The following is a 23,666-nucleotide window of genomic DNA, read 5'->3' as shown; positions in this document are numbered from 1 at the left end:
GTTACTCCTTCACTCTAGGGGTTGGGAACGGCCCGGCTCAGGGGCGCAACACGACCTTGATGCAGCCGTCCTTCTTGTCGCGGAACGTCTTGTAAAGGTCCGGCCCCTCCTCCAGCGACGCGCGGTGGGTGATGACGAAGGACGGGTCGATATCCCCCTCCTCGATCCGGCGCAGCAGGTGAGGGAGGTAACGCTGGACCGGGGTCTGGGCCATACGGAAGGTCAGGCCCCGGTTGATGGCGGACCCCATGGGGATCTTGTCCAGGAAACCGCCGTAGACGCCAACGATGGAGACGACGCCGAAGTTGCGGCAGCACATGATGGCCTGGCGCAGAACATGGGGACGGTCGGTGCCCATGAAGGTGGCGACCTTGACCCGGTCGATCACGGCATCGAAGCCGCTGCCGATATCGGGCTCGGTGCCCACGGCATCAATGCAGGCGTCCGCCCCGCGGCCCTGGGTCAGGTCCATGATGCGGTCGTAGATGTCCTCTTCCTTGAAATCCAGGGTCACGGCCCCGCCCTGGCGGGCCAAGGCCAGCCGCTCCGGCACATGATCGATGGCGATCACCCGCTCCGCCCCCAGCAGGTAGGCGCTGCGGATGGCCATCTGGCCCACCGGCCCGCACCCCCAGATGGCGATGGTGTCGCCCGGCTGGATGTCGCAGAAATCGGCGGCCATGTAGCCGGTGGGGAAGATGTCGGACAGGAACAGCGCCTGCTCGTCGGTCAGGCCGCTGGGCACCTTGATGGGGCCAACGTCGGCATAGGGAACGCGCAGATATTCCGCCTGGCCACCGCTGTAACCGCCCAGCAGATGCGAATAGCCGAACAAGCCTGCGGGGGAATTGCCCCACAGCTTGGTGGCCTTCGACCTGTCGGGGTTGGAGCGTTCACAGGCGGAGTAGTAGCCGCGCTTGCAGAAAAAGCACTCCCCGCAAGAGATGGTGAACGGCACGACCACGCGGTCGCCAACCTTCAGGTTGCCCACGCCGCTGCCCACGGCGACAACCTCGCCCATGGTCTCATGGCCCAGCACGTCCCCGCTTTCCATGGAGGGGATGATGCCGTCGTAAAGATGGACGTCCGAACCGCAGATGGCGCAGGCCGTCACCTTGATGACGCAGTCCCGGGCGTGCTCGATCGTCGGATCGGGAACATGTTCGCACCGGACGTCCCCCTTGCCGTGCCAGGTCAGCGCTTTCATGGGAACCCCTTCAATGGTGGATGGCTGGGAACCCCCCTCCCCCAGGATCAGCGCCCCACTTCCGGCCGCAGGACCCAAGCCCGGGGCGACAAGAGGGGATCACGTCCCGGTCCGGGACGTGGCGCAGGGGATGGTGGTTCCGAATGCGGCATAAATCGCCGAAGAAGGGCGGGGTTCCGCAGCCAGGCGGCGCCGATTGAAATTTACCGGCGGCGCGCCATGGGCGCGGGTGGCACGCTCAGGCCAGCGCCCATTCAGACCAGCGCCCGTTCCCGGCCGACCAGCGTCAGCATGCACGACATGAACGCGTCCTGCCGCACCGGCTTGGTCAAGACCGGAACGTGGGGGTATTTGGCCTGCATCCCCGGTGACAACATCTGCCCACTGTAAAAAAAGAAGGGAATCCCGCGTTGGGACAGGACATCGGCCACGGGTTCCGAGGTGTCCCGCCCCAGCCGGACATCCAGGATGGCGGCCGTCAGCCCGGGATCCTGGGCAGCGACCAGCGCCTGCGGAACCGTGGCGGCGCTGAGGATCTCGGCCCCGGCCTCACGGAACGTCTCTTCCAGGTTGAGGGCGATCATCACCTCGTCGTCCGCGACCAGGATGCGCGTGCCGGCCAGCGGCAGGTGCGGATCAATCGTCGTCGCCATCCCGCTCCTCCTCCTCCAAGTCGATGTCCATGGCGCAAATGAGGCCACCGGGCTCGAAACGCCGTGACACCGCCGCACCCGGCAGACCCCGCTCGATAAGAACACCGCCAAAGCCATGATGTTCCGGCGGGACCACGGGCGGACCATCGAACTCCTGCCACGTCACCTTCAGCAGCGGCGCGCTCCCCCGGTCTTCGCGGGCCCAACTCAACACCACCCGCCCGCCGGCCACCGAGAACGCGCCGTACTTGGCGGCGTTGGTCGCCAGTTCGTGCAGCACCAGGCCGAAAGGGGTCGCCAGATGGGGCGGCAGCAGGACGTTACCCCCCTCCAGGCGCAGGCGCTGCGGGTCGGCGCTGATGTAGGCGGCAAGCTGGATGCGGGCCAGGGCCATGAGTTCAGCCCCCTCCCACTGGCAGTCCACCAGCAGGGCGTGCGCACGGGCCAGCGCGGTCAGGCGCCCCTCGAACAGGTCGACGAAGCGCTCATTCGACCCGGCGGTGCGCAAGGTCTGGCGGGCCAGGGATTGCACGACCGCCAGCGTGTTGCCCACGCGATGGCGCAGTTCACCCAGCAGAAGTTGGCGACGCTGTTCCCACTTTTTCTGATCCGTGACGTCGCGGGTGCTTTCTAGCACCAGGCGCCGGCCGCCAACCTCGATCATCTCGATCTGGCTTTCCACGCTCAGCACCCGGCCATCCTTGGTCGTATGCCGCAGTTCCCCGTTCCAGGCGCCCTTTTCCGACAACGCGCGGCGCACGATGTCGAAGCCGCCCTCAACCGGAGTGGACCGCAGCAAATCGGCCACATCCCGCCCCTTCGCCTCTTCCCGGGAATAGCCGTAGAGCTCCTCGCTACCCCGGTTCCACTGGACGATGCCGTTGTCATATTCCCAGACGAAGATGGGCGCGCGGGAGAATTCCACCAGGCGCATTTCCTGCTGCAAGCGCGCCTCGCTGTCCCGCAGCGCGCCCTCCACCCGCCGCCGCTCCGAAATGTCGACGAAGGTGACCACCACGCCGTCGATCCTGTCATCCACCGTGCGGTAGGGGCGGATGCGGACAAGGTACCAATCGCCCCCCCGGCTCTTCACCTCATGCTCCAGCAAGGTCAGCTCACGCAGGACGGCATGGGCGTGATCGGCCAACCGGTCATAGTCCAACTGGTGGGTGAAATCGGTGATGGGGCGGCCGGCATCGGTGGCGGTGATGTTGAACAGCTCGGTCACGCGCGGGGTGAACCGCTTGATGCGCAGCGCCGGGTCCAGGAACAGGGTGCCGAAATCCGCCGCCGCCATCAGGTTCTGCAGGTCGCTGTGCGCCCGGGACACGCTGGCCAGCTTCTGCTTCAGCTCATTGTTGACGGTCTGCAGTTCCTCATTGGTGGACTGCAGTTCCTCCTTGCTGGTTTCCAGCTCCTCGGAGGTGGAGCGGTATTCCTCGTTGATGGATTGCAGTTCCTCGTTGGCGGCGCGCAGCTCCTCATTGGTGGCCTCCGCCTCCTCCCGCGTCGCCCGCAGGCGGTTCTGGGCCATCTGCAATTCTTCCTGCAGACGGCGGACGGTCTCGTCGTTGGGCTCCCGGGCCAGGTCGCCCTCCATCCCGTCGTCGCCGTTGGCGCGCACCGCCTCGCCCTCGATGAACAGCACCAGGGCGTAGCGGCCGGGATCGCCCTCCTCCAGCACCGGTTTCACCTGCACATAGACGCGCTGGGGCTGGCTGTCGAAGCGCACCGCCAGGGGGCGGCTCAGCGTGGTTTCCCCGCGATCGAAGGCGCGATGCAGCGCCGCCTCCAGATCGAAACGCAATTCGGGCCGCACCATGTCCGTGGCCACCGTGGTGACCGGACCACCGGACGGCTGAAGGAAGCGGCCGGCTGTTTCGGACAGATGGATGGCCCGGTGCGTTTCATCCACCAGCATGCTGGGCGGTGCCACGCGTTCCAGCATTTGCCGGTGCAGGGCCACCGCCCCACCGACACCGGCGGAACGGTGGGCCGGGGCGCCGCGGCTGGGGGCGGCCTGGTGGGTGCTGGGCATGATGGGCAAGGCTGTCCGTCTTTCCCCCGTGTTGGGCATCATGCGGTAGATGCGCGCGTCGCGGTCAACGGCACGAAACAGGCCGGGCGGGTTGTCCGCGCTTTCCGACGCCCCCAGGAACAGGAAGCCGCCAGGGTTCAGCGCGTAGTGGAAGGTGGTGCAAACCTGGTGCTGCAGTTCCCGGTCCAGGTAGATCATCAGGTTGCGGCAGGACACCAGGTCGACGCGGGCGAAGGGCGGGTCGCGCAGGATGCTGTGGCTGGCGAACATGACGACGTCGCGCAATTCCCGGCGGACGCGGTAATGCTCGCCCTCCCGCTGGAAGAACCGGCGCAGGCGCTCCTCCGCGATGTCCTGCTCGATGGCCACGGGGAAGCAGCCTTCGCGGGCAACGGCCAGCGCGTCGGCATCCAGGTCCGATCCGAACACCTGGATTTCGGGCCGGACCTCGCGCCGCGCCGCTTCCTCCAACAACAGCATGGCGATGGAATAGGCCTCTTCGCCGGTGGCGCAGGCCGGCACCCAGATGCGGATGCTGTGGGCCGCCTCCTTCCCCTCGAACAACTGGGGGATGACCAGGGTCTCCAATTGTTCGAAGGCCCGCTTGTCGCGGAAGAAGGTGGTGACGGAGATCAGGAAGTCGGCGAACAGGGCGTGCACCTCGTTCGCATGGTCCCTGAGGTGGGCGTAGTAATCGGCCAGCGTGTCGCGCTGGGTCACCTGCATGCGCCGCGCCACCCGCCGGGCGATGGTGGCGCGCTTATACTGGCTGAAATCATGCCCCAGGCGCACGCGGACATGGGCCAGGATGCGACGCATGACGTCGTCATCGTCCTCGGGTGTCGACAGCGGGATGCCATCCCGCCGCTTGCGCAGCAGGTCAGCCAGTTGGCGGGCCAGGTCGCGCACCGGCAGGACGAAGTCGGCGGCATCGGTGGCGATGGCGTTGCGCGGCATGGACGCGAACTCCGCCTCGTCCGGGTCCTGCACCAAGACGATGCCGCCCACCTCCTTGATGGCCCGCACGCCGGCGGCGCCGTCCGCGCCCGCCCCGGTGAGGATAAGGGCGAAGCCGTCGCTGTGCTGCGCCGCCAGGGAACGGAAGAACAGGTCGATGGGCGCGCGCTTGGCCCGCGGCTCATCGAACGGCAGGGCCGAGATCATGTGGTCGGCGATGTTCAGCGCGCTGTCAGGGGCGATGACATAGACATGGTTGTTGCGCAGGTGGACCCGGTCCGACACCTGCGACACCGGCATCCGGGTGCGGGTGGCCAGGATGTTGGCCAGTTCGCTGCGCCGTTCGGGGTTCAGGTGGATGACCACGACGAAGGCGGCGTTGGGTTCATCGGGCAGCGCCTCGAAAAAGGCCTGCAGCGCCTTCACCCCACCCGCCGACGCGCCGATACCGACGATGGGCGGATCGGTTTCCAACTCCACATGCCCCTCCACACGCCCGTCCTCCACCCCGCTCGGGGCGGGGCGGTTCGGCGTAAGCCATTGAAACCAAGGGTGCCGCCCGCGATCCCGCAGCCCCGCTTTCCCCCTTGAAAAGCGCAGTCCGCGACGCGCCCCGCAAGGGCGAAAAAGGGCCTATGCCCATCGCTGGCGCTCAATCAGCCAATGTGTAAGCCCGGACGTAGTCGCCAATCTTGGTGCCGAAGGAGCCGTATCAACGCGTGTTCAAAGGCTTAGACAAAGGGAAGGTTCCGGGCCGCTCCGTTTGACATTTCCAGAGATATCGAATTATAGTGGCGTCATGAACGACCTGCCCAACATCGACGCCGACCGGTTCGACCTTCCGGACCTGAACAAGCTGACGCCCAAGCGGATCTCCAGCCATCCGCCCCGCATCCTGCTGCTCTATGGCTCGCTGCGGGAACGGTCCTACAGCCGCTTCCTGACGCAGGAGGCCGCGCGCCTACTGCAACGGTTCGGCTGCGAGACCCGCATTTTCGATCCCGCCGGCCTACCCCTGCCGGACAGCGTGCCCCCCACCCACCCCAAGGTGGCGGAGTTGCGCGACCTGTCGATCTGGTCCGAGGGGCAGGTCTGGTGTTCCCCCGAGCGGCACGGAACCCTGACCGGCGTGTTCAAGAGCCAGATCGATTGGCTGCCCCTGGAAACGGGCAGCGTCCGCCCCACCCAGGGCCGCACCCTGGCGGTCATGCAGGTCTGTGGCGGCAGCCAATCCTTCAACGCGGTCAACGCCATGCGGGTATTGGGCCGGTGGATGCGCATGGTGACCATCCCCAACCAGTCGTCGGTGGCCAAGGCCTATCAGGAGTTCGACGACGACGGCCGCATGAAGCCGTCCGCCTACTACGACCGTGTGGTGGACGTGATGGAGGAGCTGGTGAAGTTCACCCTGCTGGTGCGTGACCGCGCCGACTACATGGTCGACCGCTACAGCGAGCGCAAGGAGGCCGCGGCCAAGGAGGCGAAGCCTGACTTGGGCGCCGTCGCCATGAGCCATGAGAAGCCGGCGGCGGGCAAGGCCTGACCGCCATGGAAACGACCGCCGCCATCGGGGCCTTCGCCGCCCTGGCGCAGGAAACCCGCCTCGGGGTGTTCCGCCTGCTGGTGCAGGCCGGGCCGGATGGGCTGAGCGCCGGGGATATCGCCGGCCGCGTCGGCGTGCCGGCGTCCACCCTGTCGCATCATCTGGGCATTCTGGAGCGGGCGGGCCTGCTGCGCGCCTGGCGGGTGCAGCGGCAGATTTTCTACGCCACCGATTATGAGGGCACCCGCCGCCTGCTGGACTTCCTGATGCAGGATTGCTGCGGCGGCGTGCCGGAGCTGTGCGGCGATAATCCTGCCGCGGCGATCGCCTGCTGTCCCAAACCAGCCGTCGACGCCTGACGGCCACCATCCTCAGGGGGCCCCATGAGCCGCGTCACGATCTATCACAACCCCGCCTGCGGCACGTCGCGCAATGTCCTGGCCATGATCCGCCAGGCCGGTGTTGAACCTGAAGTGATCGAGTATCTGAAGGCGCCGCCCAGCCGCGATGTCCTGGCGGAGCTGATCCGGCGCATGGGCGTGCCCGTCCGCCAGGTGCTGCGCCGCAAGGGCACGCCCTATGCGGAACTGGGCCTGGGGGAACCGCACTGGACCGACGATCAGTTGCTGGATTTCATGATGGCCCATCCCATCCTGATCAACCGGCCCATCGTGGTGACGCCCGACGGGGTGGCCCTGTGCCGGCCATCGGACGTCGTCCTGGACCTGCTGCCCGACCTGCCGCAGCCGGACTTCGACAAGGAGGAAGGGGCGCCGTTCCTCCGGGACACGCCCGTCGCGGCCGCCGACCCCGGCTTGGTGGCGGCGCTGACGGCCGGTGGCCTGCCGGTGGCGGACCTGGAGGAAGGCGACGGTCGCTTCTTCGCCTACCGGACCTTGGGCGGCACGCTCGCGGGTTATGGCGGCTACGTGCCGCTGGGCGCCGACATCCTGGTCCGCTCCGTGGTGGTGCCGGAGACGGCGCGGGGCAAGGGCATCGGCCGCAACCTGCTGGCCCTGCTGCTGCGCCGCGCCTGGGAGGAAGGCCACCAGCGGGCCTGGCTGCTGACCACGTCGGCCGGCGGCTTCTTCGAGAAGGCCGGGTTCAAGCCCATCGCCCGCGACCAGGCCCCGGCATCCATCCTGGCCACACCGCAGGCCCAGGGCCTGTGTCCCTCCACCGCGACGCTGTTGTCGCGGACCATCACCGTCTGAGGCCCCGCATGTCCGGCCCCATGTCCCGTTTCGAGCGCTATCTCAGTGTCTGGGTGGCGCTGTGCATCGTCGCCGGCATCGCCTTGGGGCACCTGCTGCCGGGCGTGTTCAGCGCCGTGGCGGCCGCCGAGGTGGCGAAGGTCAACCTGCCGGTGGCCGTGCTGATCTGGCTGATGATCATCCCCATGCTGCTGAAGATCGACTTCGGCGCCCTGGCCCAGGTGAAGGAGCATTGGCGGGGCGTGGCCGTCACCCTGTTCATCAACTGGGCGGTCAAGCCCTTCTCCATGGCGCTGCTGGGCACGCTGTTCATCGGCACCCTGTTCGCCGGCCTGCTGCCGGCCGGCCAGGGCCCGTCCTACATTGCCGGCCTGATCCTGCTGGCGGCGGCGCCGTGCACGGCCATGGTATTCGTCTGGTCCAACCTGTGCGAGGGCGAGCCGCATTACACCCTGAGCCAGGTGGCCCTGAACGACGTGATCATGGTGTTCGCCTTCGCGCCCCTGGTGGGGCTGCTGCTGGGCGTGGCCTCCATCACCGTGCCCTGGGCCACCCTGGCGCTGTCCGTCGCCCTCTACATCGTCGTGCCGGTGGTGGTGGCGCAGGCTTGGCGCCGCGCCCTGCTGGCGGGTGGCGAGGCCCGGCTGAAGCGCACCCTGTCGGTCCTTCAGCCGCTGTCGCTGGTGGCGCTGCTGACCACGCTGGTCCTGCTGTTCGGCTTCCAGGGGGAGCAGATCCTGGCCCAGCCCCTGGTCATCGCCCTGCTGGCTGTGCCCATCCTCATCCAGGTCTATCTGAACGCCGGCCTGGCCTATCTGTTGAGCCGCCGGTTCGGCGTCGCCTGGTGCGTCGCGGCCCCCGCCGCCCTGATCGGCGCCAGCAACTTCTTCGAGCTGGCCGTAGCCGCCGCCATCAGCCTGTTCGGCCTCAATTCCGGGGCGGCGCTCGCCACCGTGGTGGGCGTGCTGGTGGAGGTGCCGGTGATGCTGTCGGTGGTGCGCCTGGTGAAGGCCAGCCGGCCCTGGTACGAGCGGCATTCCCATTAAAATAGCGCTCGGTGTGCCAGACGGGCCTGCGGCGAAAAAGGCATGGACGGGGGAAAACGGCATGGGTATCTAGTTATGTTATAACATAACGTATCGGTGCCCCATGTCCCCGCCCTCCCCCTTGATTCATCTGCGCGCCCTGCGTCACCGGGTGGCCGGCCGTCTCGTGCTGGACCTGCCGGACTGGCGGGTTGAGGAGGGCGAGCACGGCCTGCTGCTGGGCCCCAGCGGCAGCGGCAAGACCACGTTGCTGCAGATCATCGCGGGGCTGCTGTCCCCCACCACCGGCCAGGTGATGGTGGCCGGCCAGGACATGACCAGCCTGAGCGAAGGCGTGCGGGACACGGTGCGCGGCGCCTGCGTCGGCCTGGTGTTCCAGCAGTTGCACCTGGTGAACGCCTTGACCCTGGCCGACAATCTGCGCCTGGCGCAACGGCTGGCGGGTTATCCACTGGATGACGACCGGGTCGCCCACCTGCTGGCGCGCATCGGCCTGGACGGCCGGGCCGAGGCCCGTCCCCAGCAGCTTTCCCAGGGGGAACGCCAGCGGCTGGCCATCGCCCGCGCCGTTGTCAACCGCCCGGCCCTGGTTCTGGCGGATGAGCCGACCAGCGCGCTGGACGACGCCAATTGCCAGCGCCTGCTGGACCTGATGCTGGAACAGGCGGCGGAGAACGGGGCCACCCTGCTGATCGCCACCCACGATGCCCGGCTGAAGGCCCGCCTGCCGGCGCGCCTGACCCTGGCGGCATCCGTCCTGGAGGTGGTGGCATGAGTATCCGTGCCTTCAGCGGCGGCGGCTTGGGCCCGTTCGGGCTCAGCCTGGCCTACCTGCGCCAGAACCGCCTGGCCACAAGCCTGAACCTGTTGCTGCTGGCCCTGGGCGTGGCCGCCATCGCCGGGCTGGCGTTGATCGACCACCAGATGCAGGGGCGGCTGACCCGCGACGTCGCCGGCATCGACCTGGTGGTGGGCGCCAAGGGCAGCCCGTTGCAGTTGATCCTGTCCAGCGTCTATCAGGCGGACGTGCCCACGGGGAACGTCCCCTTGTCCACGCTGGACGACCTGCGCCGCAATCCGCTGGTCAAGCAAGCCATCCCGGTGGCCATGGGCGACAGCTATCATGGCTTCCGCATCGTCGGGACCACGGCGGACTATCCGGCCCATTACCAGGCGGCCCTGGCGCAAGGGCGGATGTTCGCCACCGCCATGGAGGCGACCGTGGGCGCCAGCGTGGCGCGCACCGCCAACCTTCATGTGGGCGACAGCTTCGCCGGCAGCCACGGCCTGACCCCCGGCGGGGAAGTGCACGCCCATAGCCCCTACACCGTGGTCGGCATCCTGGCCCCCACCGGCACGGTGGTGGACCGCCTAGTGCTGACGCCGGTGGAAAGCGTCTGGGCGGTGCATGACCATCACCACCATCATCACGATGATGGGGACGACGACGATCATGACGGTGATCACGATGCGGACCATGCTGGCGACCACGCCGCCGAGGCCGGCGCGCAGCCCCCGCGCGAGGTAACGGCCATCCTGGTGCGCTATGCCTCGCCCCTCGCCGCCGCCCGGCTGCCCCGCGCGATCAACAGCGAAACCGGGGCCCAGGCGGCCAGCCCCGCCGTGGAACTGGTGCGCCTGATGTCGTTGCTGGGCGCCGGGCTGGACGCCTTCCGCGCCGTGGGCGTGCTGTTGGTGGTGACATCGGCGCTGGGCACCTTCGTCGCACTGACCAACGCCCTGCAGCAGCGGCGCTATGATCTGGCGGTCATGCGCAGCCTGGGTGCCAGCCGGGCCCGCATCGTCATCCAGATCGGGGTGGAGGCGTTGCTGGTCAGCGGCGCCGGAACCGTGGCCGGCCTGGCCCTGGCCCATGGCGGTATCGCCCTGTTCGCGCTGCTGTCCCCCAAGGCGCGCGACTTCGGCCTTAGCCCCTTCACCCTGGTGCCGGCGGACCTGGGCCTGCTGGGCCTGGGCATCGCCGTCGCGGCGGTGGCCGCAGCCCTGCCGGCCGTCCAAGCCTACCGCACCGACGTGGCCCGGACGCTGGCGCGGGGTTAGCGGTTGACCGCAGCTAGTGACACCACTGCGTGCCGTAAGGCGTCGGGTGGCAGCACAGGCCGGCGGAACCGCGCGGGGCGTCGGGGCCCAGGCTGTCCTGATAGGCGCGCGCGGCTTCCCGCCATTTTTCCTCCCGCATGTTGCGGACGGCGGCGGCCGCCATCTCCGCATCCTCCGCCGACGGGGGGATCGCTTGCGGTGCACCCCCTGGCGATGCGCCGGCTGAAGCGGATGCGATGGGAGGTGACGGCGATGGCGTGGGAACGGCATCGCCGGCCGCTGCCGCCCCGCTGGCCAGACAGGCGCCGATCAGCGTCGCCCACAGCAGCCCTTTGCCCGTCATATCGCCCCCACCTTTCCGTCGCCCGTCGCAGATGCTAGAGTGTGATACGTTATATCATAACGTCTTCTTGACGACCATCCTTGGAAAGTCCCATGCCGCTGCCCCGCTTGCCGGCCCTGCTGCTGGCCCTCGCCCTGCCCGCCCTGACCCCAGCCCCCGCGCTGGCCCTGCGCCTGGAAAAGGGGACCGCGCCCAAGGTCCAGGACATTCCGCGCGCCACCCTGGGCTGGGACAAGATCGCCGACGTGAAGGAGATCGAGGTGAAGGTGAAGAACGGCACGCGTCTGCGCGCCGTCTTCGGCCCTTCGGTCCAGCACATGGCGGGGCAGAGCCTGACCCTGGGCGGGTACATCATCCCGCTGGACCAGACGGAGCACTCGACCCACTTCCTGCTGAGCGCCCTGGCCCCCAGTTGCCCCTTCTGCCCACCGCCGGGCGCGGCCGACGTGGTGGAGGTGCGGACGACCGAGCCTGTCACCTTCACCTATGACCTGGTGGTCCTGACCGGCACCGTGCGGCTGACGCCGGACGATGAGAATTGCCTGTATTATCATCTGGATGGGGCCCGCCAGCAGCCCAGCGGCTGATCGCCCCGCCACCACCCGCCACTTTTTTGCGTTTGCCCATCCTGGATTTTTCGGGCCCGTTCGTCATACCTGGATAAGGCGCCCTGGGATAAGGCGCCGCTCAGGCGTGAGAGCCAAGGGAGGAACGAGGGTCGGTGAACAGGAGCGCGGTGGATCTATGGTTCGTGGAGGAAGTCCTGCCCCTGGAGGCGGCGCTGACCGGCTATTTGCGCCGCAAGTGGCGGGAGGCCAACGAGATCCCCGACCTGCGGCAGGAGATCTACACCCGTGTCTACGAGGCGGCGACCGTGGCGATCCCTGAGCTGACCAAGCCCTTCCTGTTCATGACCGCCCGCAACCTGCTGATCGACCGCGCCCGCCGCGCCCAGGTGGTGTCGATCGAAACGGTGATCGACCTTGAGGATCTGGACGTGGCCGACACCGTGCCCGATCCGGAGCGCAACGCCGTGGGGCGGGAGGCCGTGCGGCTGTTGCAGGCGGCCATCAACCGCCTGCCGCCGCGCTGTCGCGAGGTGACGCTGCTGCGCAAGGTGCACGGCCTGCCGCAACGCGACGTCGCCCGGCGCATGGGCATCAGCGAAAGCACGGTGGAACAGCAGGTGGCCAAGGGTGTGCGCCTGATCGCCGACGCCATGGCGGACATCGCCCCCGAACCCATCGCCCGCCGCCTTGGCCGGCCCCGGAAAGCGGGGCGGTCATGATCGAGCACGACCCCATCGAGGAACAGGCGGCGCGCTGGCTGGCCCGTCAGGACGCCGGGCCGCTGGACGCGGCGGCCAAGGCCGGGTTCGACGCCTGGCTCGCCACCTCCACCCGCCATCGCGTGACCTATCTGAGGCTGGAGGCCGCCTGGAGGCGGGCGGACCATCTGCGGTCGCCCGGGCAGGCCCCCACCCTGCCGCTGCCGCGTACCGACGCGTCACAGGGGCCGTGGCGCCGCCGCGCCCCTCAGCGGGCCGCACGTTGGGCCGCACGGTGGGCCGCCATGACGGCAGCGGCGGCGGCGGTGCTGCTGTTCATGCTGCCGCTGGTGGAGGAGTGGGACTGGCCCTTCGCCGCCGGTCAGAAATTCAGCACGGGCGTGGGCGACCGCTACACCGCCCATCTGCAGGACGGCACGCAGATCGAGCTGAACACCAACACCCGGCTGCGCGCCTCGGTCGACCAGACGGCCCGTGAGGTCCGGCTGGACAAGGGTGAAGCCTTCTTCGAGGTGGTGCACGACGACAAGCACCCCTTCGTCGTCATCAGCGGGGACCTGCGCATCGTCGATGTCGGCACCAAATTCTCCGTCCGCCGCGACGGCGATAAGCTGGAGGTGGTGGTGGCCGAGGGCGCGGTGCTAGTGGAGGACCTGGCGCACCCCAACGACGTGCCCCCGACGCTGGTGACGCAATCGATGGCGGCGGTGGCCCAGCCCAAGGCCATCCGCAAGTCCAGCCGCAGCGAGGAACAAATCCGGGAGGCGCTGGGTTGGCGGCACGGGACGCTGATGTTCACCGACCGCCCCCTGCGCGAGGTGGCGGCGGAATTCAACCGGTATAACCGCAAGCAACTGGTGGTGCCGGCGGAGGGCCCTATGGGCGACATCCGCATCGGCGGCAGCTTCGAGGCCACCAATGTCGACGCCTTCGCCCGCCTGCTGCACAGCGGATTCGGCCTCAAGGTCGTTGATGACGGTCGGGAAATAAGAATTTCAAATTGAGCATAGGGGATTTGGCACGGCCCTTCGTCAAAGCTCAATACAACAACTGAGAAATAGGGGAGAATCGTGCCAAATCCGACCATCTGTCGCGCCATTTCCGCCGCCCTCATGTCGACGGTTTGTTGGCCGGCGTTGACTCACGCCGCCGAGATCGCCGCGAAGACTAATGCAACCCCCGCGATCACTTTGGCAGCCGCTGCCGAAGGTGCGACCCAGACCGTGATCGACATTCCCGCCGGCGACCTGCGCTCGGCGTTGGAGAGCTATATCCGCCAAACCGGATCGCAACTGATCTACAGGGCCGACGACGTGGCCGGCATCAACACCAAGGGGGTACAGGGCCGTCTGTCGGCCGAGCAGGCGCTGGACAGCATCCTGGCCAATACCGGCCTGACGGTGCACCGGGACCCGTCGGGCGCCGTGGTCGTCAGCCGCAAGACCGACCGTGCCGCCACCACGACTCCCGCCCTGCGCCACACGGCCGCGGAGGGCGGTGCCGCACAGACCCCAGTCGGACAGGCCCCAGTCGCACAGACCCAAGTCGCCCAATCCCAAGCCACCCCGGCCACCACCGGCACCGATGACGCCACCGCCCTGGGCGGCGCGCCCGACCTGCAGGAAATCATCGTCACGGGCACGCGGTCCAAGCGCAACCTGCTGAACGCCTCGGTCGCCATCACCACGGTGAATGAGGCCGACCTGGCCCAGAAGGCGCCGCGCAGCACCGTCGACGTGCTGGAAATGATCCCCGGCATCTTCGTCGAGGGGACCGCCGGCCCGGTGTCCAACAACTACTCGGTGCGCGGCCTGCCGGGCGGCAGCCAGCAGTTCGTGCGCCTGATCGAGGATGGCATGCCCGCCATCTATGGCGGCCTGAACGATGACGAAGTGTTCCAGAACGACATCTCGATCGACCGGGTCGAGGCGTTGCAGGGCGGCAGCTCCGGCATCCTGACGCCCAACGCCGCCGGCGCCTCCATCAACTTCATCTCGCGCAAGCTGAACTTCGACGAGGCCGGCGGCATCGCCCGCATCACCGGCACCACCTATGGCGACCGGCGCGGCGACCTGTGGTTCTCGTCCCCCATCCCGGATCTGAAGGACACGGCCTTCGCCATCTCCGGCTATTACGACAGCACGCCGGGTGTGCGCAGCTCGCCCTTCCGGTATGAGACGTATCACATCAAGGGCCAGCTGGAGCACAAGTTCGAGGACGGCTGGATCCGCTTCACCGTCAAGGACTGGGACGAGCACGACCCCTACTACGCCGACCAGCCCTACGCCTACAACAACGGCACCATTTCCAGCGTGCCCGGCCTGGACAGCCAGTTCGGCAACATCATCGGCAAGGGTTTCGCCAACATCAGCGTGCCGGATTCCTGCTACGCCCATGGCCAGTGCTTCCGCACCTTCAGCATGCAGGACGGCATCCACGCCACCGGCCACCAGTTCCGCGTGGATGGCGAACGTGAGTTCGACCACGGCATCTCCCTCTTCGCCCGGGGGCGCTATACCGAGACCGACTGGGACTTCAACGGCGTGTTCTCCGGCAGCGGCACAGGCAACGGCGGACTGGCCTCGGCCCTCACCTATCTGACGCCCACCAGCGCCTCCCCCATCTACAGCCTGTTGCAGCAGGGCCTGGCGGCCTTCCCCGGCACGACGCAGTTCGGCATCCGCAACCTGACCACCGGCCAGGTCACCCCAGCGTCCAACGCCGCCGCGCTGAACGGCCTGAATGGCAACGGTCTGCTGCAGCAGACCGTGCTGAACCGGCAGTTGGTGAAGCTGCGCGATTGGGGCAGCGACTTTGGCGCCAAATGGGAAACCTCGGGCGACGGCTGGGCTAACAGCCTGACGGTGGGTGGCATGATCTACGCCACCGACATCAACACCGACCAGTCCGGTGTCTCCACCGTCATCAACGACGTGACGAACCAGTCCAACATCTACGACGTCGTGGCCATGAACAATGCCGGCGCCGTGCTGGGGACGCTGGGCAACAACGGCCTGATCTCCTACGGCAACTGGGGCCAGGGCATCAGCGCCACCCACCAGACGTCCAAGTCGGTCTATGTGAACAACGAGTTCACCTGGAACCAGGACCTGCACGTCGACTTCGGCGTGCGGTATGAGCGCGAGGACACCGACGCGGTCGCGGGCAACAGTTCCGCCCTGCCCATCCCGGCCGGCGTGGGCGGCCTGGTGCAGGTGAGCCCCAGCGCCTTCAACGGCACCTACAGCTATAATTCGGGGCATGAATCGCCGGTGCATGTCACCGCCGGTGTCAACTACACCATTGCCCAGAACCTGTCGGTTTATGCCCGCTACGCCCACGCCTACCAGACCCAGGGCACCAACCCAGAGGCAACGGCACTGACCCTGTATGAAGGCGGCGTCACCTATTCCGATTACGGGCTGACGGGCACCATCCGCGGCTTCCGGACGGAGTTCAACAACCAGACCTGGGGCGGCGGCGTCAATCCCGACAATCCCAACCTGAACCAGGCCTTCTTCGCCGACTCCCAGACCAATGGCGTCGACGTCGACCTGTTCTACCGCCCGCAGTATGAGCCCCTGAGCGCCTTCGCCATCCACGCGCAGGCGACCTATCAGGACCCGACGTTCAGCAACGTCAAGGTGGGTTTCACCGACGTCAACGGCACCAACATCGCGCCGCAGGTGGCCGCCTTCTACAATGGCAAGGTTCCGGGCCGCACGCCCAAGATCCTGTACGCCATCACGCCGGAATACGACCTGCCGAACAACAAGGGCCAGATTTACCTGCGCTACAAGTATGTCGGCCGCATCTTCGCCGACAACGGCAACCAGGTGGAACTGCCCGGCTATGGCGTCGTGAGCATCGGCGCCATTTACAACCTGACGCCCGCCATGACGCTGAACGTCAGCGTCGACAACGTGACGGATGAGTTGGGCCTGACGGAGGGTAACCCCCGCCAGGGCTTCACCCAGCAGATCGTGAACGGCTATTTCTATGGTCGCGGCATCGTCGGCCCCAACGCCATGGTGTCCCTGACCGCGAAGTTCTGATCCCGCTTCCCTCCCTTCCTCCCTGGGCGGGCGGCGGATCAGCTCGGGGCCCGCCGCCCGCCTTTCTTTTTGATCTTTATCGATGCCTTGCCGTGGGAGTGCGAAAGCCGTGTCAGACCGACGGATCCGGAAGGTCGTCATCCTGGGCGGGGGCACCGCCGGGTGGATGACGGCGGCGGCCTTGGCCAAGGTGAACACGCCGCCGCAGTTCGAGGTGACGCTGATCGAGTCCGATGAGATCGGCATCATCGGCGTGGGGGAGGCCACCATCCCCACCATCCACTGGTTCAACGCCCTGGTCGGCCTGGATGAGGCGCGGTTCCTGCGCGAAACCAAGGCCACCTTCAAGCTGGGCATCGAATTCGTCGGCTGGAACGGGGCCCCGGATGGCAAGCCCAGCCGTTATTTCCATCCCTTCGGCCGCTATGGCGGCCCGGCCGACGCCCAGATGTTCGTCCACCGCTGGGTCCGGGCCCGCCAGGACGGCCTGCCCCACAGCCACCAGGATTATTCCCTGGCGACGCTGGCGGCTAGGATGGGGAAGTTCGGCCCACCCGCCCCCGACCCCAATTCCCTGTTCTCCACGCTGGGCCATGCCTATCACTTCGACGCCGGCCTCTATGCCGCCCACCTGCGCCAGTTGGCGGAGGCGCGGGGGGTGAAGCGCGTTGAGGGCAAGGTGGAGCGGATCGAGCGGCATCCGGAAACCGGCTTCGTCACCCGCCTGACCACCCACCGGGGCGACGCCATCGACGGTGACCTGTTCGTCGATTGCTCCGGCCTGCGCGCCCTGCTGATCGGCGGCGTCATGGAAAGCGGGTTCGAGGACTGGTCGCATTGGCTGCCCTGTGACCGCGCCCTGGCCGTGCCGTGCGCGCGGGTGGCCGACCCGATCCCCTACACCCGCGCCACCGCCCATGCCTTCGGCTGGCAATGGCGCATCCCGCTGCAACACCGCACCGGCAACGGCATGGTCTACAGCAGCCAGTTCGCCAGCGACGACGCGGCGGCCGGCGCGCTGATGGCCAACCTGGACGGCCAGGCCCTGGCGGAACCGCGCCTGATCCGGTTCCAGACGGGCCGCCGGCGGCAAGCCTGGATCAAGAACGTGGTGGCCATCGGCCTGTCCAGCGGCTTCCTGGAGCCCTTGGAGTCCACGTCCATCCACCTGATCCAGAGCGGCATCGCCAAGCTGCTGTCCCTGTTCCCCAGCCGGGAGTGCCCGGAGGAGACGGCCGGCCAGTTCAACCGGGTCTTCGCCGCCGACATGGAATCCGTGCGCGATTTCCTGGTACTGCACTACAGCCGCACCCAAGGCCGGGACGAGCCGCTGTGGCGCCACTGCCAGGCCATGGCCGTGCCGGAGGGCCTGACCTGGAAGGAACGCCATTTCACCCGCACCGGCCGCATCGTGCTGTCGACCGATGAGCTGTTCCGCGAGGCCAGTTGGTTCGCCGTGATGATGGGCCAGGGCCTGCGGGCCAGCGACTACAACCCGCTGCTGGACACCCTGCCGGCGGCCGACAACATCGCCTATCTGCAGCGCCTGCGGGAGCAGATGGCCAAGGCCGTGGCCACCCTGCCCAGCCACGACGCCTACCTCCGCCGCGTCATGGCACCGGCCTAGCCGCATCGCCGCGCTTACCCCCCCGCCTCCACCGCCCTCGCGCCAGGACCCCCTGCCCATGCCGCGCCTCCCCCGCCTTGTCCTCCGTTCCGCCCTGGCCCTGACCCTGGCGTGCGCCCCGATGGCCGCCATCGCGGATGCGGGCGCCCAAGCGGCGCTGTCCTACAGCCTGACGGAAGGGCGCAACCTCAACGCCTTCGTGCGGGACGGCGCGGTGGCGGCCCACCTGCTGCTGCGGTCGGGCAAGGATGCGCGCCTCCTGGTGGCCTTCCCCGCCGGCAACAGCGGCGTGGGCCTGTGGCTGGACACCCAGGACGGCGCGCAGTGGACCCTGGGCGGGGCGCCCCGCCCCCTCACCACGACCGACAGCCGGGGCCGCCCCCTGCGCGGCATCGTGTTCGACGCCACGCTGAAGGCCGACAGCGCCGTGCCCCGCCAGGGCGTGCTGTCCAGCATCCGGGTGCTGCGCGACTATGAGGCGCTGCACACCCTGCCGGCGCAGGTCGAGGTATCGCCCACCCGCACCCAGGACACGCTGGACTGGTCGCGCGACCGGCTGGATGGCAAGCCCGGTTATCGCCTGACGGTCACCGTCACGCACGGCCGGTTGGCGGACGGCGTGCTGACGGCCGGCGCCGACGGCGTCATCGGCCTGCGGGTCACGGCGCTGACGGGCGAAACGCCGCTGACCCCACTGGCGGGCGACCAGCTCCTCAACACCCGCGCGGCGGACCAGCCGGGCGCCCGCGACGCCCTGACCTTCCTCAGCTATCAGGAAAAGCTGCTGGCCGGGTCCTGGCAATTCGACACCTATTTCGGCCGCGACACGCTGATGTCCGTCATGCTGCTGATGCCAGCCTTGCAGCCGGACGCGGTGGCGGCCGGCCTGCGTTCCGTTCTGGCCCGGCTGTCACCCGGTGGCGAGGTGGCGCATGAGGAGGACATCGGCGAATTCGCCATCCTGGACCATCTGAAGGCGGACGGCACCCTGTCGGACGCGCCGGTCTACGACTACAAGATGGTGGACAGCGATTTCCTGCTGGCGCCCGTGGCCAGCGCCTGGCTGGTGGACGATGCCCGTGGCCGCGCCACCGCCCGGGACTTCCTGGCGAGCCCCGGCCAGGGGGAAGCAGCCGGCGCCGCCCTGGTGCGCAACCTGCGCCGCGTGGTCGCCCAGGCGGCGCCCTTCGCCGCGGCGCCCGGCGTCGGCACCCTGGTGCGGCTGAAACCCGGCGTGCCGGTGGGCGAATGGCGGGACAGCAACACCGGCTTGGGCGGCGGCGTCTATCCCTATGACGTCAACGCCATCCTGGTTCCGGCGGCGCTGGAGGCGGCCGACGCCCTGCTGAAGGCCAAGCTGCTGGACCCCTGGCTGGATGCTGCCGCCCGCGCGGATCTGGCGAAGGCAGCGGACTTGGCCAAGGTGTGGCGGGCCAAGGCGCCCACCCTGTTCGACGTGACCGTGCCATCGGCCGAGGCGCGGGGGGCCGTGGCCGCCTATGCCGCCAAAGCGGGCGTGCCTGATGCCGATGCCCTGGCCGCCCTGCCGGACGGCCCGGTGCGCTTCCACGCCCTGTCGCTGGACGCGACGGGCCGGCCGGTGCCCGTGCTGAATTCCGACGAGGGGTTCGAGCTGCTGTTCGGCCATCCGACGCCCCAGGCGCTGGACGCCGCCATGGACGCCGCCGCCCGCCCCTTCCCCGCCGGCCTGATGACCGGCGTCGGCATGCTGGTGGCCAATCCCGCCTATGCCCCGGCGGCGGTGCAGGACCTGTTCCCGCGCACCGCCTATCACGGCACGGTGGTGTGGTCCTGGCAGCAGGCGCTGACCGCCGCCGGACTGGCCCGCCAACTGTCCCGCACCGACCTTCCGGCCACCACGCGGGCCAAGCTGACCCGCCTGCAAGCCGCGCTATGGCAGGCCATCGCCGCGACCCGCGGCGTGCAGAGTTCGGAACTGTGGTCCTGGGACTTCCGCGACGGCCACTACGTCGTCGCCCCCTATGGCGCCGCCGGCGGCGACGCCGACGAGTCCAACGCCGCCCAATTGTGGAGCACCGTCTTTCTGGCCGTGCGGCCGCCTAAGGGTGAGCGTTGAGCCGTCCATGAACAAAGTGGACGTTAGGGCGAGGTTTCCGGCCAGAACCCGGCATCCATAATTTGCTCAAACGGCCAGGGGCATTCCGCCGGAAAGGTCGCTTCCGGTAGGCCGGTTTCATCGGCGGCCATGATCAAGGCGTTGCCGTAAGCCTGCTGAATGGCTTCCGGCAATTTCGCCTTCAGGCTTGGGTTGTCCTGGAGATGAACGGCCAAGTCACGTCGTTGCACCCGGATGGTCGCTTCCCAGGAGGAGCCGCGCCGCACCGGTTGATATTGCCATTTCAGGAGATGCAGGAGCAGGACGACAAGGCGGTTTGCCAGTTCACGCTTCTCGGCTTTGCCCATGCTCTCGATTTCCTCGGCGATGTGCTCAATGTCCGCAGCCGACACCTGGCCAGAGCGCAGCAGGGCCGCCTGTTCATTGGCCCAAGCGTAGAAGTCCTGCTCATAAAGGCCGGACTTAGGCATCAGGTCTTCCTCCTTTGAATGACTGGACCTTAGGGTAGCACACTCCATGTCCCGGGATGCATCGGGGTTCTACATGGCATTTGATAAGCAAAGGCAAAGCTCTCGACGCACCTCGCGCTTCGTGCAGGGTTGGGAGAAGGCCGAAATAATGAAACCAAAATTGCTAAAGTTCCATGACAGGCCGGAATCTTGCTGTCTGCCGCGTCTTGGCTTTTAAGGGCGCCCGCCGGGGGCGTCCAAAAGGGAGCCGAAAGAAGACTATGCGACACACGATGCTCAAGGACGTCCTGCTCTGCGGCGCCATGGCCGGCGCGCTGCTGGCCGCACCGACCATCCATGCCGCCGAAGCCAGCGCCGCCAGCGCGACCACAGCCAGCACGGACGGGGCGCTGGAGGAAATCCTGGTGTTCGCCAACCGCGAGCAGGCCGACAGCGGCAAGCTGCGGGCGTCCAACACCGTCGACATCATGTCGGCGACCGAACTGGAACACACCGCCGTCCATAACGTGGCCGAGGCCCTGGGCCTGCTGCCCGGCGTGACCGTCAGCAACACCGGGCAGTCGGTGGCCGGCGGCATCGACGGCGCCTCGCGCGGCGAAGGCATGCTGGTGGCCATCCGCGGCATGAACTCCGAATTCGCCGTCGACCTGATGAACGGCGTGGAAGTGGCCCAGGGCCTGCCCTACAGCCGCAGCGTCCAGTTGGACCTGCTGCCGCCGTCCGGCCTGCAGACCATCGTCGTGAACAAGACGCTGGACGCGTCGATGAGCGGCGACGCCATCTCCGGCACCGTCGACTTCCGCACCCCCACGGCCTTCGACTTCACCAACCCGCTGCACATCAGCGTGCAGGGCGGCGCCCGCCTGGAAAGCCGCGCCCGCGACTATGGCGAGACCGGCCTGGGCGGCAACACCGCCGCCGAGATCGCCAGCCAGTTCGGCCGCGACCGCCAGTTCGGCGTCTATGTCAGCGGCTATTACGACAAGCGCCACTTCACCAACAGCGAGATGGCCGGCGTGGACGCCGCCCATAACGACGGCGGCTGGGGCTTCGCCGTCAGCAGCACCAGCAACGGCGCGACCAACCCGGCCGGCACCGACCCGACGTCCAACCTGCGCCAGACCGGCATCAGCGTCGGCGTGTCGGACGGCAGCACGGAACGTTACGGCGGCAACCTGTCGCTGGATTGGCATCCGGATGACACCACCGCCATCTTCCTGCGCGGCTCCTTCGCCCGCGAGAACGCGGTGCAGAACAGCACGCTGAGCCAGATCATCAGCACCAACAAGAGCTGGAACCAGCTCGCCAGCGGCCTGTACGGCCTGAGCGTGGACAAGTACCGCACCTCCGTCTGGTATGAGACCAATCCGGAACGCGCCGACCTGTCCACCATCCAGCTGGGTGGTGAGAAGAAGCTGGGCAACCTGACGCTGACGCCCACCGTGTTCTTCAGCGCCGCCAACAACGACCGCCCCAACCACATCGAGGCGTCGGCCCGCAACGACCAGTACAGCAGCAGCGCCCGCTTCCCCAGCGGCATCGCCGGCATGGGCAGCAACGACGGCTATCCGGTGCCGGTGTTCAGCCCCGGCATGTATGACGCCCTGAACAACTCGGCCACCGCCCTGTGGGCCCGCCGCGCCGGCCAGCTGACGCAGCAGGGCAGCCACCAGGACAAGTACGGCGCCAAGGTGGACGGCCAGTACGACATGGCGGACAACGGCCCGCTGTCCTTCATCAAGGCGGGCGTGAAGTTCGTGGAAAGCGACCGCGCGGTCACCAACCGCGACTGGACCAACCCCTATTTCTCGGCCTTGGGCTACCCCAACAGCACCTGGTCCAGCCTGGGCATCGCCAACGGCTATTATTCCTCGGTCTACCCCGGCCGCTACAGCTGGTCGGTGCCCAAGGTGAACCAGCAGACCCTGCTGGACTATTTCTACAAGCTGCAATCGGCCAGCAGCTTCGACACCTGCAACGGCAACTACGTCGACAATATGAACTGCAACACCCTGAAGGGGCGTGAGCAGGTGACGTCGGCCTATGTCATGGCCGACCTGCAGTTCGGCCAGGTGGAGGTCATGCCCGGCATCCGGTTCGAACACACGGACATCCACAACACCTTCTGGCAGCTGGACAACAGCGGCAAGACCGTCGGCCACTGGGAAAACAGCAGCACCACCTACAACGAGCCGCTGCCCAGCGTGCTGGTGAACTGGCGCCCGGACAACGACACCGTCTACCGCGCGTCGGTCAGCCAGTCCTACACCCGGCCGGCCCTGGTGCAGCTCGGCGCCTCGTCCTCCGTGTCCATCAGCGCCGACACGGGCGTCAAGACCATCACCCAGGGCAACCCCAACCTGAAGCCCATCGAGTCCACCAACCTGGACATGTCGGGTGAATGGCACAACAGCCAGGGCGGCATGGCCTCCACCGCCGTCTATTACAAGCGCCTGTCGAACTACCTGTTCGACAATGGCTCGACCCTGGTCAACCCGTTCAGCACCACCAGCAACCTGGTCAGCATCAGCCAGCCCAAGAACGGCGGCAACGGCGACGTCTACGGCATCGAGCTGGCCTTCCGGCAGAAGTTCGACACCATCCTGACCGGCTGGCTGTCCGACTTCAGCATCGGCGGCAACCTGACCCGCCAATGGTCGATGGTCGACACGGGCATCAAGGGTCTGGACGAACAACCCATCCAGAACGCCCCGGGCTGGCTGGCCAACGCCACCCTGTCCTACGCCGTGGGCGGCTTCTCCGCCGACATCACCTACAACCACACCGGTTCCTACCTGGCCTATTACGACTACCTGGGCCAGGGCGGCAGCTGGGATAACCTGTGGGTCCGGCCGACCAACCGCCTGGACCTGCACGTCGGCTACAAGTTCGACAACGGCGTCGCCGTCGACGGCTCCGTTTCCAACCTGACCGGCGACTACACCTACTGGTCCCACATCGGGCACAACAGCCTGACGCTGTCGAACATCGTCGACAGCGGCACCACCGCGCTGATGACCGTGAAGTATACCTACTGATATAGTCTGCCACCGGGGGTGGGGCCCA

At 67.7% G+C, this 23,666-nt stretch carries 18 protein-coding genes; 13 read left to right on the top strand and 5 right to left on the bottom strand.

Going from position 1 to position 23,666, the window contains the following annotated elements:
• Positions 1-37 precede the first annotated feature (37 nt).
• The 3 genes from ULB03_RS22165 to ULB03_RS22155 form a co-directional block, all read right to left on the bottom strand.
• On the bottom strand, positions 38-1,207 hold the full coding sequence (locus ULB03_RS22165) for a zinc-dependent alcohol dehydrogenase (protein ID WP_322485277.1): 1,170 nt from the start codon (positions 1,205-1,207) through the stop codon (positions 38-40).
• Positions 1,208-1,461: 254 nt separating this feature from the next.
• Positions 1,462-1,860 (bottom strand): response regulator, encoded by a 399-nt coding sequence (locus ULB03_RS22160; protein ID WP_322485276.1) that lies wholly within the window; start codon positions 1,858-1,860, stop codon positions 1,462-1,464.
• Positions 1,844-5,335: a chemotaxis protein CheB gene (locus tag ULB03_RS22155; RefSeq protein WP_322485275.1), complete on the bottom strand. Its 3,492-nt coding sequence runs from the start codon at positions 5,333-5,335 to the stop codon at positions 1,844-1,846. The genes ULB03_RS22160 and ULB03_RS22155 overlap by 17 nt, the downstream gene beginning before the upstream one ends.
• 319 nt (positions 5,336-5,654) lie before the next feature.
• Here ULB03_RS22155 and arsH point away from each other — a divergent pair, with 319 nt between their 5' ends.
• The 6 genes from arsH (at position 5,655) to ULB03_RS22120 (ending at position 10,719) form a co-directional block, all read left to right on the top strand.
• Entirely contained in the window at positions 5,655-6,398 is a 744-nt protein-coding gene (arsH, locus tag ULB03_RS22150) for an arsenical resistance protein ArsH (protein WP_322485274.1), read from the top strand.
• A gap of 5 nt (positions 6,399-6,403) precedes the next feature.
• Positions 6,404-6,757, top strand: a complete 354-nt coding sequence (locus tag ULB03_RS22145) for an ArsR/SmtB family transcription factor (RefSeq protein WP_322485273.1) — start codon at positions 6,404-6,406, stop codon at positions 6,755-6,757.
• A gap of 24 nt (positions 6,758-6,781) precedes the next feature.
• Positions 6,782-7,612: an arsenate reductase (glutaredoxin) gene (gene arsC / locus ULB03_RS27595; protein ID WP_463605637.1), complete on the top strand. Its 831-nt coding sequence runs from the start codon at positions 6,782-6,784 to the stop codon at positions 7,610-7,612.
• A 20-nt stretch (positions 7,613-7,632) separates the two neighbouring features.
• On the top strand, positions 7,633-8,658 hold the full coding sequence (arsB, locus tag ULB03_RS22130; protein ID WP_322485272.1) for an ACR3 family arsenite efflux transporter: 1,026 nt from the start codon (positions 7,633-7,635) through the stop codon (positions 8,656-8,658).
• Between the two features lie 103 nt (positions 8,659-8,761).
• On the top strand, positions 8,762-9,433 hold the full coding sequence (locus tag ULB03_RS22125; RefSeq protein ID WP_322485271.1) for an ABC transporter ATP-binding protein: 672 nt from the start codon (positions 8,762-8,764) through the stop codon (positions 9,431-9,433).
• A complete protein-coding gene (locus ULB03_RS22120; protein WP_322485270.1) occupies positions 9,430-10,719 on the top strand; it encodes an ABC transporter permease in 1,290 nt (429 codons plus the stop codon). The genes ULB03_RS22125 and ULB03_RS22120 overlap by 4 nt, the downstream gene beginning before the upstream one ends.
• A 13-nt stretch (positions 10,720-10,732) precedes the next feature.
• Here the strand turns inward: ULB03_RS22120 and ULB03_RS22115 are convergent, their stop codons facing one another.
• Positions 10,733-11,062, bottom strand: coding sequence for a hypothetical protein (locus ULB03_RS22115; protein ID WP_322485269.1), 330 nt, complete (start codon positions 11,060-11,062; stop codon positions 10,733-10,735).
• A 92-nt stretch (positions 11,063-11,154) separates the two neighbouring features.
• On the opposite strand from ULB03_RS22115, the gene ULB03_RS22110 reads away from it, so the two are divergent.
• The 6 genes from ULB03_RS22110 (at position 11,155) to ULB03_RS22085 (ending at position 20,130) form a co-directional block, all read left to right on the top strand.
• Positions 11,155-11,649 carry a DUF3299 domain-containing protein gene (locus ULB03_RS22110; RefSeq protein ID WP_322485268.1) on the top strand — a complete coding sequence of 165 codons (495 nt, stop codon included), beginning with the start codon at positions 11,155-11,157 and terminating at the stop codon, positions 11,647-11,649.
• A 134-nt stretch (positions 11,650-11,783) separates the two neighbouring features.
• Positions 11,784-12,350, top strand: coding sequence for an RNA polymerase sigma factor (locus ULB03_RS22105; RefSeq protein ID WP_322485267.1), 567 nt, complete (start codon positions 11,784-11,786; stop codon positions 12,348-12,350).
• Positions 12,347-13,354 carry a FecR family protein gene (locus tag ULB03_RS22100; protein WP_322485266.1) on the top strand — a complete coding sequence of 336 codons (1,008 nt, stop codon included), beginning with the start codon at positions 12,347-12,349 and terminating at the stop codon, positions 13,352-13,354. The genes ULB03_RS22105 and ULB03_RS22100 overlap by 4 nt, the downstream gene beginning before the upstream one ends.
• Before the next feature lie 219 nt (positions 13,355-13,573).
• Positions 13,574-16,405, top strand: coding sequence for a TonB-dependent receptor (locus ULB03_RS22095; protein ID WP_322485265.1), 2,832 nt, complete (start codon positions 13,574-13,576; stop codon positions 16,403-16,405).
• A gap of 109 nt (positions 16,406-16,514) precedes the next feature.
• Entirely contained in the window at positions 16,515-18,032 is a 1,518-nt protein-coding gene (locus ULB03_RS22090; RefSeq protein ID WP_322485264.1) for a tryptophan halogenase family protein, read from the top strand.
• A 58-nt stretch (positions 18,033-18,090) separates the two neighbouring features.
• Positions 18,091-20,130 carry a hypothetical protein gene (locus ULB03_RS22085; RefSeq protein ID WP_322485263.1) on the top strand — a complete coding sequence of 680 codons (2,040 nt, stop codon included), beginning with the start codon at positions 18,091-18,093 and terminating at the stop codon, positions 20,128-20,130.
• A gap of 23 nt (positions 20,131-20,153) precedes the next feature.
• Here the strand turns inward: ULB03_RS22085 and ULB03_RS22080 are convergent, their stop codons facing one another.
• Positions 20,154-20,600, bottom strand: coding sequence for a DUF29 domain-containing protein (locus tag ULB03_RS22080; protein WP_322485262.1), 447 nt, complete (start codon positions 20,598-20,600; stop codon positions 20,154-20,156).
• Between the two features lie 260 nt (positions 20,601-20,860).
• On the opposite strand from ULB03_RS22080, the gene ULB03_RS22075 reads away from it, so the two are divergent.
• Positions 20,861-23,638 carry a TonB-dependent receptor gene (locus tag ULB03_RS22075; protein ID WP_322485261.1) on the top strand — a complete coding sequence of 926 codons (2,778 nt, stop codon included), beginning with the start codon at positions 20,861-20,863 and terminating at the stop codon, positions 23,636-23,638.
• Positions 23,639-23,666: the final 28 nt, after the last annotated feature.

The sequence above is a fragment of the Nitrospirillum goiasense genome, from assembly GCF_034427435.1.
Classification (GTDB): domain Bacteria; phylum Pseudomonadota; class Alphaproteobacteria; order Azospirillales; family Azospirillaceae; genus Nitrospirillum.
This window is presented reverse-complemented; position numbering and strand designations above follow the sequence as displayed.

Excerpts from the sequence above, each read along its gene's own strand:
- ULB03_RS22165 (WP_322485277.1), bottom strand. The coding sequence starts at position 1,207 with ATGAAAGCGCTGACCTGGCACGGCAAGGGGGACGTCCGGTGCGAACAT.
- ULB03_RS22160 (WP_322485276.1), bottom strand. The coding sequence starts at position 1,860 with ATGGCGACGACGATTGATCCGCACCTGCCGCTGGCCGGCACGCGCATC.
- arsH (WP_322485274.1), top strand. The coding sequence starts at position 5,655 with ATGAACGACCTGCCCAACATCGACGCCGACCGGTTCGACCTTCCGGAC.
- ULB03_RS22145 (WP_322485273.1), top strand. The coding sequence starts at position 6,404 with ATGGAAACGACCGCCGCCATCGGGGCCTTCGCCGCCCTGGCGCAGGAA.
- arsC (WP_463605637.1), top strand. The coding sequence starts at position 6,782 with ATGAGCCGCGTCACGATCTATCACAACCCCGCCTGCGGCACGTCGCGC.
- arsB (WP_322485272.1), top strand. The coding sequence starts at position 7,633 with ATGTCCCGTTTCGAGCGCTATCTCAGTGTCTGGGTGGCGCTGTGCATC.
- ULB03_RS22125 (WP_322485271.1), top strand. The coding sequence starts at position 8,762 with ATGTCCCCGCCCTCCCCCTTGATTCATCTGCGCGCCCTGCGTCACCGG.
- ULB03_RS22120 (WP_322485270.1), top strand. The coding sequence starts at position 9,430 with ATGAGTATCCGTGCCTTCAGCGGCGGCGGCTTGGGCCCGTTCGGGCTC.
- ULB03_RS22115 (WP_322485269.1), bottom strand. The coding sequence starts at position 11,062 with ATGACGGGCAAAGGGCTGCTGTGGGCGACGCTGATCGGCGCCTGTCTG.
- ULB03_RS22110 (WP_322485268.1), top strand. The coding sequence starts at position 11,155 with ATGCCGCTGCCCCGCTTGCCGGCCCTGCTGCTGGCCCTCGCCCTGCCC.
- ULB03_RS22100 (WP_322485266.1), top strand. The coding sequence starts at position 12,347 with ATGATCGAGCACGACCCCATCGAGGAACAGGCGGCGCGCTGGCTGGCC.
- ULB03_RS22085 (WP_322485263.1), top strand. The coding sequence starts at position 18,091 with ATGCCGCGCCTCCCCCGCCTTGTCCTCCGTTCCGCCCTGGCCCTGACC.
- ULB03_RS22080 (WP_322485262.1), bottom strand. The coding sequence starts at position 20,600 with ATGCCTAAGTCCGGCCTTTATGAGCAGGACTTCTACGCTTGGGCCAAT.
- ULB03_RS22075 (WP_322485261.1), top strand. The coding sequence starts at position 20,861 with ATGCGACACACGATGCTCAAGGACGTCCTGCTCTGCGGCGCCATGGCC.